The 13,553-nt window shown below is 55.2% G+C and carries 12 protein-coding genes and 1 riboswitch; of the genes, 8 read left to right on the top strand and 4 right to left on the bottom strand.

Annotation, left to right across the window (positions count from 1 at the left end):
• Positions 1–36: 36 nt before the first annotated feature.
• Positions 37–981, bottom strand: a complete 945-nt coding sequence (leuO, locus tag IMQ56_RS13340) for a transcriptional regulator LeuO (RefSeq protein ID WP_017383788.1) — start codon at positions 979–981, stop codon at positions 37–39.
• Between the two features lie 806 nt (positions 982–1,787).
• On the opposite strand from leuO, the gene leuA reads away from it, so the two are divergent.
• The 4 genes from leuA to leuD are packed head-to-tail and all read left to right on the top strand — an operon-like array spanning position 1,788 to position 6,469.
• Positions 1,788–3,359: a 2-isopropylmalate synthase gene (gene leuA, locus IMQ56_RS13330; protein WP_017383789.1), complete on the top strand. Its 1,572-nt coding sequence runs from the start codon at positions 1,788–1,790 to the stop codon at positions 3,357–3,359.
• On the top strand, positions 3,359–4,450 hold the full coding sequence (gene leuB / locus IMQ56_RS13325; RefSeq protein WP_017694521.1) for a 3-isopropylmalate dehydrogenase: 1,092 nt from the start codon (positions 3,359–3,361) through the stop codon (positions 4,448–4,450). Before leuA ends, leuB begins: the two co-directional genes overlap by 1 nt.
• A gap of 2 nt (positions 4,451–4,452) precedes the next feature.
• Positions 4,453–5,853: a 3-isopropylmalate dehydratase large subunit gene (gene leuC, locus IMQ56_RS13320; protein WP_003856382.1), complete on the top strand. Its 1,401-nt coding sequence runs from the start codon at positions 4,453–4,455 to the stop codon at positions 5,851–5,853.
• 10 nt (positions 5,854–5,863) lie between these two features.
• Positions 5,864–6,469 (top strand): 3-isopropylmalate dehydratase small subunit, encoded by a 606-nt coding sequence (gene leuD / locus IMQ56_RS13315; RefSeq protein ID WP_015572662.1) that lies wholly within the window; start codon positions 5,864–5,866, stop codon positions 6,467–6,469.
• A gap of 91 nt (positions 6,470–6,560) precedes the next feature.
• On the opposite strand, the gene IMQ56_RS13310 is transcribed toward leuD, so the two are convergent.
• The 3 genes from IMQ56_RS13310 to sgrT form a co-directional block, all read right to left on the bottom strand.
• On the bottom strand, positions 6,561–6,713 hold the full coding sequence (locus IMQ56_RS13310) for a Hok/Gef family protein (RefSeq protein ID WP_032647235.1): 153 nt from the start codon (positions 6,711–6,713) through the stop codon (positions 6,561–6,563).
• A gap of 216 nt (positions 6,714–6,929) precedes the next feature.
• Positions 6,930–8,108, bottom strand: coding sequence for a sugar efflux transporter (locus IMQ56_RS13305; protein WP_015572661.1), 1,179 nt, complete (start codon positions 8,106–8,108; stop codon positions 6,930–6,932).
• A 121-nt stretch (positions 8,109–8,229) separates the two neighbouring features.
• Complete coding sequence (gene sgrT, locus IMQ56_RS13300) at positions 8,230–8,382, bottom strand: glucose uptake inhibitor SgrT (RefSeq protein WP_003856388.1); 153 nt, start codon at positions 8,380–8,382, stop codon at positions 8,230–8,232.
• Positions 8,383–8,470: 88 nt separating this feature from the next.
• Here sgrT and sgrR point away from each other — a divergent pair, with 88 nt between their 5' ends.
• The 4 genes from sgrR to thiQ all read left to right on the top strand — a co-directional run bounded on the left by sgrR (position 8,471) and on the right by thiQ (position 13,546).
• Positions 8,471–10,126 (top strand): HTH-type transcriptional regulator SgrR, encoded by a 1,656-nt coding sequence (gene sgrR, locus IMQ56_RS13295; RefSeq protein WP_015572660.1) that lies wholly within the window; start codon positions 8,471–8,473, stop codon positions 10,124–10,126.
• Positions 10,127–10,162: 36 nt separating this feature from the next.
• Positions 10,163–10,263, top strand: a riboswitch (TPP riboswitch).
• Positions 10,264–10,294: 31 nt separating this feature from the next.
• Positions 10,295–11,278 (top strand): thiamine ABC transporter substrate binding subunit, encoded by a 984-nt coding sequence (thiB, locus tag IMQ56_RS13290; protein WP_017383793.1) that lies wholly within the window; start codon positions 10,295–10,297, stop codon positions 11,276–11,278.
• Entirely contained in the window at positions 11,254–12,864 is a 1,611-nt protein-coding gene (thiP, locus tag IMQ56_RS13285) for a thiamine/thiamine pyrophosphate ABC transporter permease ThiP (protein WP_032670574.1), read from the top strand. Before thiB ends, thiP begins: the two co-directional genes overlap by 25 nt.
• A complete protein-coding gene (gene thiQ / locus IMQ56_RS13280; protein WP_017694525.1) occupies positions 12,848–13,546 on the top strand; it encodes a thiamine ABC transporter ATP-binding protein ThiQ in 699 nt (232 codons plus the stop codon). The genes thiP and thiQ overlap by 17 nt, the downstream gene beginning before the upstream one ends.
• The last annotated feature ends 7 nt before the right edge of the window (positions 13,547–13,553 follow it).

Below are 13,553 nucleotides of genomic sequence, written 5' to 3'. Positions count from 1 at the left end.
AAACCGCATGGCACCATGCGGTTTATTCACCCTGACTTATCGACGACAAATATTGATCAGCAACTCTTCCATCCACTGGTGCCCTTTATCCCGCCCCGCCGCTTCATGCCAGGAAAGATAACAGGTACGGCTATTCAGCTTGAGCGGCAGAGGTAAAATTTGCAGGCTCAGCGAATCGGAGAACTCTTCAGCAAGCCAGCGCGGTGCAATAGCGACTAGCTGCGTCTGAGAAACGACATTTAAAACGCTGACCATCGCCATCCCCTGATAGGCCACGCTGGCTTGTTTATCGGCAGTGTCATACCACGGCTGACTGAACGAAGCATATCTGTCCAGAGCAACAACGGCATGCTGCTCGCTGTAAACATCGCTTTCACGCAGCGGCGAATTCATGCGTGGATGTTTTTTGCTGGCGACTAACACCATTTCATCTTTAAACAACGGAACACAGGCAAACTCTGGACGGCGAAACTCTTCGTAGCCCAGAACGAACTCCGTTTCCTGATAACGAAGCTGGTGCTCAGTGTTTTGATTTAAAGATGATTTAAAAACAAGATGAATATTAGGAGCAATCTGTTCAACTTTATTATATATAACAGACGTCAAATAATTGTCTAACGGACTGCAAACACAGAGATGGAAAACCCGCTCACTGCTTAAAGGTTCAAACCCTGAGCCGGGAAGCTCATTTTGAACCAGCTGTAGCGCCTGACGAATCGAACCGAATAGCTGGAATGCACGCGCCGTGGGCTGGATACCTCTTCCATACCGGACGAATAACTCGTCGTTAAACATCACCTTAAGTCTGGCTACGGCATTACTCACGGCAGGTTGAGACATTCCCAGAGATTGCGCTGCTCGCGTAATATTCTGCTCCTGCATAACTGCATCAAATACAGTTAACAGGTTGAGATCCACTGTGCGTAACTGAGGCTTAACCCCATCATAAGGCTGTGGTTGGTTAATATTATTTTCTGGCATTTCTGACTCCACTGTCACGCTAAATTCCCTTTGCCAAAGTACAGTAATAACTTCGAAAAATATGATTTACCATGCATATACAACAAGCGAAAGGAAATTATTTAAAATTCAGAATATATAAAGAACCCTCATTCAAGAGATGGCATTAAGCATTCCCTGAATGAAGAGCTAAAAATCGTTCAAATGATATCTAAAACTTTAATGCAGGCATGAAACCATAAAGCTGGCAAATACACAATCACCGCCTTAGTTAATAATAACTTAAGTATTATTAAACTATGAAGAGCATACACCACGATTTCATTAACAAAATGATATCAATATTGATAACTTTCCCGCCCATGATTCATTCATAGAACTTATAACTCAATGAAATAAAACACATTCCATTTCACAGCACATCGGTAAAAATACTGTGTTCAATTGCTACCAATTATATTCAAATTATTCCAGAGATGAATCTCAAGTCCAATAATAGACAATTAAATCGGTTAACAGCGTAAAAACCAGCACAATTAGCTAATGTGTTTATCCTGCGCTGAGTGGCCGTTTTGCCTGAGAGGGGTTGACATGAGTCGGCGTATCCAGTACCACTAAAAGCATATCGCATTCATCTGGAGCACGATTCATGATTCGCACCCTTCGTTTCACCGGTCTACTACTACTAAACGCATCCACTGTGCGCGGTAGACTGGCGGGCGAAATTCAGCGTTGAATCGTCTTCAGTAAAACAAAAAACCCGCGCCACTGCGCGGGTTTTTTTATGCTCGTAGCAAGGCGCCCTAAGACTGACAAGGACCTAACCCATGAGCCAGCAAGTCGTTATTTTCGATACTACTTTACGTGACGGTGAACAGGCATTACAGGCGAGCCTGAGTGTTAAAGAAAAACTGCAAATTGCGCTGGCCCTCGAACGCATGGGTGTAGACGTAATGGAAGTCGGGTTTCCCGTCTCCTCGCCGGGTGATTTCGAGTCAGTACAGACCATCGCCCGCACCATCAAAAACAGCCGCGTGTGCGGTCTGGCTCGCTGCGTTGAGAAAGATATTGATGTGGCCGCGGAATCCCTGAAAGTTGCAGAAGCCTTCCGTATCCATACATTCATTGCCACCTCCCCCATGCACATTGCAACCAAGTTGCGCAGCACGCTGGATGAAGTGATCGAACGTGCGGTGTATATGGTTAAACGCGCGCGTAACTACACTGATGACGTCGAATTCTCCTGTGAAGATGCAGGCCGCACGCCGATTGACGATTTGGCCCGTGTAGTGGAAGCCGCGATTAATGCCGGAGCCAGAACCATCAACATCCCGGATACCGTCGGCTACACCATGCCGTTTGAGTTCTCTAACATCATCACCGGCCTGTACGACCGCGTACCTAATATTGATAAAGCCATCATCTCTGTTCACACCCACGATGATTTGGGTCTGGCTGTGGGCAATGCCATCGCTGCCGTCCACGCCGGCGCGCGTCAGGTAGAAGGGGCAATGAACGGCATTGGTGAACGCGCCGGCAACTGCTCGCTGGAAGAAGTGATCATGGCGATCAAGGTGCGCAAAGACATTATGAACGTACACACTCGCATCAATCACAACGAAATCTGGCGCACCAGCCAGACCGTGAGCCAGATTTGCAATATGCCGATCCCGGCGAACAAGGCGATTGTTGGTACTGGCGCGTTCGCTCACTCCTCCGGTATTCACCAGGATGGCGTGCTGAAGAACCGTGAAAACTACGAAATCATGACTCCGGAATCCATCGGTCTGAACCAGGTTCAGCTGAACCTGACCTCACGCTCTGGCCGCGCGGCGGTGAAACACCGTATGGAAGAGATGGGGTATCAGGACAGCGATTACAACATGGATCAGCTGTACGACGCATTCCTGAAACTGGCTGACAAGAAAGGCCAGGTCTTCGATTACGACCTGGAAGCGCTGGCATTCATCAACAAACAGCAGGAAGAGCCAGAACACTTCCGTCTGGACTACTTCACCGTTCAGTCAGGCTCAAGTGATATCGCTACCGCCTCCGTCAAGCTGGCCTGCGGCGATGAAATTAAAGCGGAAGCCGCCAACGGTAACGGCCCTGTGGATGCCATTTACCAGGCGATTAACCGCGTCACTGAGTACGACGTAGAGCTGGTGAAATACGACCTGACGGCAAAAGGGCACGGTAAAGACGCCCTGGGCCAGGTTGATATCGTCGTCAACTATAACGGTCGCCGCTTCCACGGTGTGGGTCTGGCGACAGATATCGTTGAATCCTCCGCGAAAGCGATGGTGCATGTCCTGAACAACATCTGGCGCGCAGCCGAAGTCGAAAAAGAGTTGCAACGCAAAGCTCAGAATAAAGAGAACAACAAGGAAACCGTGTGATGTCGAAGAATTACCATATTGCTGTGTTGCCGGGTGACGGTATTGGCCCGGAAGTGATGACACAGGCGCTGAAAGTACTGGAAGCCGTACGTTCGCGTTTTGCGATGAAAATTACCACCAGCCACTACGACGTGGGCGGTATTGCCATTGATAACCACGGTACTCCCCTGCCGAAAGGGACTGTAGAAGGCTGCGAGAATGCCGATGCCGTTCTGTTTGGCTCCGTGGGTGGCCCTAAGTGGGAACATTTGCCTCCAGCAGAGCAGCCAGAGCGCGGCGCGCTGCTGCCGCTGCGTAAACACTTCAAACTGTTCAGCAACCTGCGTCCGGCGAAGCTGTACCCGGGGCTGGAAGAGTTTTGCCCGCTGCGCGCGGATATTGCGGCCAACGGTTTCGACATCCTGTGCGTGCGTGAGCTGACCGGCGGGATCTACTTCGGTCAGCCAAAAGGCCGCGAAGGCAGCGGTCAGCATGAGAAAGCGTTTGATACCGAGGTCTATCACCGTTTTGAAATTGAACGTATCGCTCATATCGCGTTTGAGTCAGCGCGCAAACGCCGCCGTAAAGTGACCTCTATTGATAAAGCGAACGTGCTCCAGTCGTCTATTTTGTGGCGCGAAATCGTCAGTGAAGTTGCCAGGCAGTACCCGGACGTTGAGCTGTCACATATGTATATCGACAACGCAACGATGCAGCTGATCAAAGATCCGTCCCAGTTTGACGTGCTGCTGTGCTCCAACCTGTTCGGCGATATTCTCTCGGATGAGTGCGCGATGATCACCGGCTCCATGGGCATGCTGCCCTCGGCCAGCCTGAACGAAGAAGGCTTTGGCCTGTACGAACCGGCGGGCGGCTCCGCGCCGGATATCGCAGGTAAAAACATCGCCAACCCGATTGCGCAGATCCTCTCCCTGGCTCTGCTGCTGCGCTACAGCCTGGATGCAGGCGATGCAGCAACCGCAATTGAAAACGCCATTAACCGGGCGTTAGAAGAAGGCGTCCGTACCGGTGATTTAGCACGCGGCACGGCAGCAGTCAGTACCGATGAAATGGGCGACATCATTGCCCGCTATGTCGCTGAAGGGGTGTAATCATGGCTAAGACGTTATATGAGAAGTTGTTTGATGCGCACGTTGTTTACGAAGCACCAAACGAAACCCCACTGTTGTACATCGACCGTCATCTGGTACACGAAGTGACCTCTCCTCAGGCATTTGACGGCCTGCGCGCGCACAAGCGCCCGGTGCGTCAGCCGGGTAAAACCTTTGCCACGATGGATCACAACGTTTCCACCCAGACCAAAGACATCAATGCATCTGGCGAGATGGCACGTATCCAGATGCAGGAGCTGATTAAGAACTGTAACGAGTTTGGCGTGGAGCTGTACGATCTGAACCACCCCTATCAGGGTATCGTCCACGTAATGGGGCCTGAGCAGGGTATTACTCTGCCGGGCATGACCATCGTCTGCGGCGACTCCCACACCGCGACGCACGGCGCATTTGGCGCCCTGGCGTTCGGGATTGGGACCTCTGAAGTTGAACACGTTCTGGCGACGCAGACCCTGAAGCAGGGCCGCGCCAAAACCATGAAGATTGAAGTGAAGGGTAAAGCTGCGCCGGGTATCACCGCGAAAGATATCGTGCTGGCGATTATCGGCAAAACCGGCAGCGCAGGCGGCACCGGTCACGTCGTGGAATTCTGCGGCGACGCTATCCAGGCGCTGAGCATGGAAGGTCGTATGACCCTGTGCAACATGGCCATTGAGATGGGCGCCAAAGCAGGCCTGGTGGCCCCAGACGAAACCACCTTCAACTATGTGAAGGGGCGTCTGCATGCGCCGAAAGGTCAGAATTTTGACGACGCGGTAGCGTACTGGAAAACCCTGAAAACGGACGAGGGGGCAATTTTTGATACCGTTGTGACGTTACAGGCGGAAGAGATCGCCCCGCAGGTCACCTGGGGCACCAACCCGGGCCAGGTGATTTCCGTCAACGACAGCATTCCTGATCCGGCCTCCTTTGCCGATCCGGTCGAACGTGCCAGTGCGGAAAAAGCGCTGGCTTACATGGGGCTGAAACCCGGCGTACCGCTGACCGACGTGAGCATTGATAAAGTGTTCATCGGCTCCTGTACCAACTCCCGTATTGAAGATTTACGCGCAGCGGCAGAAATTGCTAAAGGCCGCAAAGTGGCGCCGGGCGTGCAGGCGCTGGTTGTGCCGGGCTCCGGGCCGGTGAAAGCCCAGGCGGAAGCGGAGGGTCTGGATAAGATCTTTATTGAAGCAGGCTTCGAGTGGCGCCTGCCGGGTTGCTCCATGTGTCTGGCCATGAACAACGACCGCCTGAATCCGGGCGAGCGCTGTGCCTCCACCAGCAACCGTAACTTTGAAGGCCGTCAGGGCCGCGGTGGGCGCACCCACCTGGTCAGCCCGGCAATGGCCGCCGCTGCGGCAGTCACCGGTCATTTCGCCGATATTCGCAGCCTGAAATAAGGAGACAATCATGGCAGAGAAATTTACCCAACATACGGGCCGGGTTGTCCCTCTGGACGCCGCTAACGTCGATACTGACGCGATCATTCCTAAGCAGTTTTTGCAGAAAGTGACGCGCACGGGTTTTGGTGCGCATCTGTTCAACGACTGGCGTTTCCTCGACGATAAAGGCGAAGTGCCGAACCCGGAATTCGTCCTGAACTTTCCGGAATACAAAGGGGCTTCCATTCTGCTGGCGCGGGAAAACTTTGGCTGCGGATCGTCGCGTGAACATGCGCCCTGGGCATTAACCGACTACGGCTTTAAGGTGGTTATCGCCCCGAGCTTCGCGGATATCTTCTACGGCAACAGCTTCAACAACCAGCTGCTGCCGGTGACGCTGAGTGACGAACAGGTCGATGAACTGTTTGCGCTGGTGCAGGCGAATCCGGGGATTTCGTTTGAGGTGGATCTGGAAGCGGAAGTGGTGAAAGCCGGGGATAAGATCTACAGCTTCAGCATTGATGCGTTCCGCCGCCACTGCATGCTGAACGGTCTGGATAGCATTGGCCTGACGCTGCAACACGAAGAGGCTATCTCCGCTTACGAGAAAAAACAGCCTGCGTTTATGGGTTAAAGGCAATGGCCCGCAGGGCGCGGGCCATTGATAAGGGTGCGTTGAGGCTCAACCACTCTGGAGTGGCGGGGAAAACTCCCCGCCAATACTGCTAACGTTTTGCTTCGTAAGCCAACACTGCCGCCAGCTCTGTTTTCTCCTGTCTGAAGTGCAGCTCACACAGCGAGTCGCGCACCATCCAGGTGAAGAGCAACAGCGTCGTACAGATCAGAAACAAACCTAACAGCAGAGTACGTTTTGGCATTCCAGCCTCCTTATTGCTTTTCGGCAATGAAGAGACTAACCTCGCAATGTTGGTTGTGAAGTTGGTCTCCCCATCAGTTTTTTGATGTGGGACTCTCCACTGTTTGCCTCTTGCGAAAGCCTGAGGCAAACAGCCTCAAGCACCCGTCACGCACTCTATGCGCCTTCTCTGCGCCTGTCAGAAAATCGTTTCATTTCGTGAAGCCGCCTTCCAGAATCAAACGTCTTTTACCCGGCACGTCAGCATCAGCGTGACGAGCGAAATCGCTGCGATCACCCAGTACACGGATGCATGCCCATAGCTTTGCGACAGCGCCCCCTGAATCACCCCTGCCAGAATCACGCCGGTAGAGATACTGTTGGTAAACAGCGTGGTCGCGGAGCCTGCGCGCCCCGGCATTAAATCCTGGAACCAGAGCATGCCTATCCCGGCAACGATTCCGATAAACACCGCGTTAAACAGCTGTAACGCCAGCAAGGCTTCACGCGAATGGAACAGGATCAGCCCCGCGTAGAACAGTACCCCGGCCGCCACGGCGACGACCATCATCCGACGCTTTCCGAAACGTTTGACGTAGTAACCCGCCAGAATCATCGCCGGGATCTCCAGCCCGGCAGCGGTACCCATCAGAATACCCGCGAGCTTGTCGGGCAGTCCCAGATCGCTGCTGATCCACAGCGGCATATCAATAATGTACATGGTGTTGCAGGTCCACATCAGCGTGGAGGCGATAAACAACATGCGGACGTTTTTATCCTGCCAGCCGCTCACCTGCGTGATGGGCTTGTCCGTCACCTGCTCTACGCGCGCCACCGATGGCAGCGCAAAGGCTATCAGCGCCAGGCTGATGACAAAAATCCCCGCCGCGATGGAAAACATGGTGGTGAAGCCGTAGTTCAGCGCCAGCATAAACGCCAGCGGCGGACCGATGACCCACGCGAGAGAGAGCTGCGCACGCATCACCGAGCTGAACATCACCACTTCCCTCGCCGAGCTGTCGGCGTACTCCCGGGCCAGGGCGAACAGTTGCGGCATGGCGGTGTTCGCCAGAGAGGCCAGCAGCACGCCGCAGGTAATGAGCGTCAGGTAATGGCGGTTGAAGGCAAACAGCAGCGCGTTGCCCACGGCCATGGCGCAACAAAAGAGGATCAGCTTGCGGCGATCGCCCTGGCTGTCGGATCGTTTCGCCAGCCACAGGCTGACGAGGATCCCGGCAATGGCGTTGACGGTGTAGAACAGACCCACCCAAAACGGCTGCGCCCCCACCTCGCGGCTGAGAAACAGGCTCAACGTCGGCGCCTGTAGCGCGCCGGCCACGCCCATCATGAAGGCCACCAGCATAAAAGCGGCGTACACGCCATTCAGGCGTCGCCCCATCGTCATCAACCAGAGCATGCGCAAGTCCTTATGAAAGCGAATCGAAATTGGGTGAAATAGTAAACGAAAAAAGCCAGCAAAAAACATTTTGCTGGCGGGTGATTAGCACCAATACTCAGTCACACATGATCGAGGCGAGTTAGCGAGAAGAGGTCGGTTTCGTAACGTCCCACTGCATCAGATCTTCCAGTATTCTCAGCCGCTGCTCTGCGCACTGGCGGGCCAGCCAGGACACTCCCTTTGTCGCTGAAAAATAGTGCTGATAAAACTGACGTGCGGTAGACCTCTTCATAATTTACCTCCTCGCTTCATCGAAAAGGATTATTGGCTTAATATAGGGATTAATAAATTGCTGATTTTTTGTCAGGAGTTCCCCTTTTATGCCTTCCGGTCGTCTGCAACAACAATTTATCCGCCTCTGGCAGTGCTGCGAGGGGCAATCGCAGGAGACCACGCTGAACGAGCTGGCCGAGCTCCTCAACTGCTCCCGGCGTCATATGCGCACGCTCCTTAATACCATGCAGCAGCAGGGCTGGCTAAACTGGGAGGCCGAAGCCGGACGCGGCAAGCGTTCGCGCCTGACTTTCCTTTATACCGGCCTGGCGTTACAGCAACAGCGAGCGGAGGATCTGCTGGAGCAGGACCGCATCGATCAGCTGGTCCAGCTGGTGGGCGACAAAGCCGCCGTGCGCCAGATGCTGGTCTCGCATCTGGGACGCAGCTTTCGTCAGGGACGCCACATTCTGCGGGTACTTTACTACCGCCCAATGAAAAATCTGTTGCCCGGTACGGCGTTACGTCGCTCTGAAACCCACATGGCCCGGCAGATATTCAGCGGTCTGACGCGGATAAATGAGGAAAACGGGGAACTGGAAGCGGATATTGCCCATCACTGGCAACAGGTGTCTCCGCTGCACTGGCGCTTCTTTCTACGCCCCGGCATTCATTTCCACCATGGACGCGAGCTGGAGATGCGCGACGTTATCGCCTCTTTAGAGCGCGCCCGCACGCTGCCGCTCTATTCGCATATCGCACGGATCCACTCTCCAACGGCCTGGACGCTTGATATTGAGCTTTCGCAGCCGGACAAATGGCTTCCGTGGCTTCTGGGCTACGTGCCATCAATGATCCTGCCTGCCGAGTGGCGATCCCTGAACAATTTTTCCAGCCAGCCGATTGGTACGGGCCCCTACTCCGTTACACGAAATAACAGTAATCAGCTGAAGATCCGCGCCTTTGATGATTACTTTGGCTATAGGGCGTTGATCGACGAAGTGAACGTCTGGGTGTTACCGGATCTCAACGAAGAGCTGAGCGCAGGCCTGACCCTGGAAGGGCCAACAGCCGGTGAAAAGGCGTTCGAAAGCCGCCTGGAGGAGGGCTGCTACTACCTGCTCTTTGATAGCCGCAGCCATCGCGGGGCAAACCACGACGTCCGCAGGTGGATAAGCCATATTCTGGCGCCCGCTAACCTGATTTATCACGCAGAGGAGCAATACCAGACCTGGTGGTTCCCGGCCTATGGCCTGCTCCCACGCTGGCACCATGCGCAGCCCGTCCGCAGTGAAAAGCCTGCCGGACTGGAGATCATCACCCTCAGCTACTATCGCGATCACATTGAGCACCGTTTTCTGGCGAGGATCATGAGCACGCTGCTGGCAGCCGAAGGCGTGACGCTGGCGATTCAGGAAGTCGATTATGATGAATGGCATCGCGGAGACGTCATCAGCGATATCTGGCTCAACAGCGCAAACTTTACGCTGCCGCTTGATTTCTCGCTCTTTTCTCACCTGTACGAGGTGCCCCTGATTCAGCACTGTATCAACCGGGACTGGCAGCAGGACGCCGCGCGGTGGCGGGCAGGAGAAATGGATCTGGCCGCCTGGTGTCAGGAATTACTGACCGGGCAGACGATCGTACCGTTAATTCACCACTGGCTGCTGATCCAGGGGCAGCGCAGCATGCGCGGCCTGCGGATGAATACCCTCGGCTGGTTTGATTTTAAATCCGCCTGGTTTGCGCCGCCGGAGCCATAACGCTTTCGTAATATTCACCAAATCATTACAATAGCGCCGTTCTCAACGGGGTGCTGCATCACTGATGTGCGCTGAGATAATACCCGTCGAACCTGATCCGGATAACGCCGGCGAAGGGATTTGAGGCTGTCTCTCAAAATCCTTTGCCACTCAACCCTGAGGTGCAAAGTGTTAAAAAACGTTCTTCCTCTGCTGGCGCTGTTTGCGCTGCCTGTTTTTGCTAAGCCCGTTCTGACGGTCTATACCTACGACTCCTTCTCCGCCGACTGGGGCCCCGGCCCGGTGGTAAAAAAAGCCTTTGAAGCCGACTGCAACTGCGAGCTGAAATTCGTGGCGCTGGAAGATGGCGTCTCGCTGCTCAACCGTCTGCGCATGGAAGGCAAAAACAGCAAAGCCGACGTGGTGCTCGGGCTGGATAACAACCTGCTGGAAGCCGCCACCCAAACCAGACTGTTCGCCAAAAGCGGTTTGGCGGCAGATGCCGTCAACGTACCGGGCGGCTGGAAAAACGACACCTTCGTTCCCTTTGATTACGGTTACTTTGCGTTTGTCTACGATAAAAACAAGCTGAAGAATCCGCCCAAAAGCCTGAAAGAGCTGGTCGAAAGTGACCAGAAATGGCGCGTAATTTATGAAGATCCGCGTACCAGCACCCCGGGCCTGGGGCTGCTATTGTGGATGCAGAAAGTCTACGGGGATAAAACGCCGGAAGCGTGGCAGAAGCTGGCCGCGAAAACCGTTACCGTCACCAAAGGCTGGAGCGAAGCCTACGGCCTGTTCCTGAAAGGCGAAAGCGATCTGGTGCTGAGCTACACTACCTCTCCGGCCTACCACATTATCGCCGAGAAGAAGGATAACTACGCCGCCGCGAACTTTGCTGAAGGGCATTATTTGCAGGTGGAAGTGGCCGCCCGCACCGCCGCGAGCAAACAGCCGGAGCTTGCCGAAAAATTCCTGAAATTTATGGTCTCCCCGGCATTCCAGAATGCTATTCCGACAGGAAACTGGATGTACCCGGTCACTGACGTTGCGCTGCCGGCAGGCTTTGAGCAGCTAAACAAGCCGCAAACCTCACTGGAATTTACGCCGCAGCAGGTTGCCGCCCAGCGCGCCGCATGGATTAGTGAATGGCAACGCGCCGTCAGCCGCTGATCCCCGGCTGGTTAGTTCCCGGGCTGCTCGCCGCCATACTGATGGTGGTCGTCAGCCTGGGTGCATTCCTTGCGCTGTGGTTTAACGCGCCAGAGAGCGATCTGCTCGCCCTCTGGCACGACAGCTATCTCTGGCACGTCATCCGTTTCTCCTTCTGGCAGGCGTTTCTCTCCGCGCTGCTGTCGACGATCCCGGCCATTTTCCTTGCACGCGCCCTCTATCGCAGACGTTTCCCCGGCAGGCTTGCCCTGCTGCGGCTGTGCGCGATGACGCTGATCCTGCCCGTGCTGGTGGCGGTGTTCGGTATTCTGAGCGTCTACGGTCGGCAGGGCTGGCTGGCATCCCTGTTCAACCTGCTTGGTCTGGAATGGACCTTCTCCCCTTACGGCCTGAAAGGCATTCTGCTGGCGCATATTTTTTTCAATATGCCGATGGCGACGCGCCTCTTTTTACAGGCGCTGGAAAACATTCCCGGTGAGCAGCGTCAGATTGCCGCCCAGCTTGGCATGCGCGGCTGGTCGTTCTTCCGCTTTGTCGAATGGCCGTGGCTGCGACGCCAGATTGCCCCGGTGGCCGCGCTAATCTTTATGCTCTGCTTCGCCAGCTTTGCGACCGTGCTTTCTCTCGGCGGCGGGCCGCAGGCCACCACCATTGAGCTGGCGATCTATCAGGCCTTAAGTTACGACTACGATCCGGGCCGCGCCGCGCTGCTGGCGATGGTGCAGATGGTCTGCTGCCTGGCGCTGGTGTTACTCAGCCAGCGGCTGAGTAAAGCGATCCCCACAGGCAGCAATCACTTGACAGGCTGGCGCGATCCGCAGGACAGCCTGCACAGCCGCGTCGCGGATTTTATGCTGATCGCGCTGGCCCTCCTGCTTCTGCTGCCCCCGCTGCTGGCCGTTATCGTTGATGGCCTGAATCGCAATGTGTTGTCGGTACTGCAACAGCCTGTCCTGTGGCAGGCGACGTGGACCTCATTGCGCATCGCGCTGGCAGCCGGGCTGCTGTGCGTGATCCTGACCATGATGCTGCTCTGGAGCAGCCGCGAGCTGTACGCGCGTCATGCCCGTAAAGCCGGACACGCGCTGGAACTGACGGGTATGCTGATCCTGGCGATGCCGGGTATTGTGCTGGCGACCGGATTCTTTTTACTGTTCAACAGCACCATCGGCCTGCCGGAAAGCGCCGACGGCATCGTCATTTTTACCAACGCGCTGATGGCTATCCCTTACGCGCTCAAGGTGCTGGAAAACCCGATGCGCGACGTCAACAGCCGCTACAGTTTGCTGTGTCAGTCGCTGGGCATGCAGGGCTGGCAGCGTCTGAAGGTGGTCGAACTGCGCGCGCTAAAGCGTCCGCTGGCTCAGGCGCTGGCGTTTGCCTGCGTGCTGTCGATTGGCGATTTTGGCGTTGTGGCCCTCTTTGGCAACGAGGATTTCCGCACGCTGCCATTCTGGCTTTATCAGCAAATTGGCTCCTATCGTAGCCAGGACGGCGCCGTCACGGCACTTTTACTGCTGGTGCTGTGCTTTGCGTTATTTACCGTTATCGAAAAACTTCCGGGGCGTGATGTTAAAACTGACTGATGTAACCTGGCTTTATGAGCACCTGCCAATGCGTTTTACCCTCTCCGTTCGTCAGGGAGAGCGAATCGCAGTGCTTGGCCCCAGCGGGGCCGGAAAAAGTACCCTGCTCAATCTGATTGCCGGTTTTTTGCAGCCTGCCAGCGGGTCGATCGTCATTGATAATGGCGAGTATACCTACGCTCCGCCGGCTAAGCGCCCGGTGTCGATGCTGTTCCAGGAAAACAATCTGTTTAATCACCTTACGGTGTGGCAGAACATCGCGCTGGGTATGGATCCGGGGTTAAAACTCAGTGTTGCGCAGCGTCAGACGCTGGAGGCGATCGCCGAACAAATGGGCCTGGCTGCGTTTATCAACAGACTACCGGGTGAGCTTTCCGGCGGCCAGCGCCAGCGCGTGGCGCTGGCACGCTGTCTGGTGCGCAAGCAGCCGCTGCTGCTGCTCGACGAACCCTTTTCGGCGCTCGACCCGGCCCTGCGTCAGGAGATGCTCTCGCTGGTTGAGGAGGTTTGCGAGCGCGAGCAACTGACGATGCTGATGGTTTCGCATAGCATCGAAGATGCCGCACGCATCGCGCCGCGATCGGTAGTGATCGCGGAGGGACGTATTTTGTGGGATGGAACAACCGACGCCTTAATGAGCGGGAAAGAAAGCGCGTCAGGATTACTGGGTATAAGACCGTAGGCCGGGC

Source organism: Enterobacter sp. Res13-Sevr-PEC09-46 (assembly GCF_015672585.1).
In the GTDB taxonomy this organism is placed as follows: Bacteria; Pseudomonadota; Gammaproteobacteria; order Enterobacterales; family Enterobacteriaceae; genus Enterobacter; species Enterobacter hormaechei_C.
Note: the sequence above shows the minus strand (reverse complement) of the source record. Positions and strands in the feature narration are given on the sequence as shown.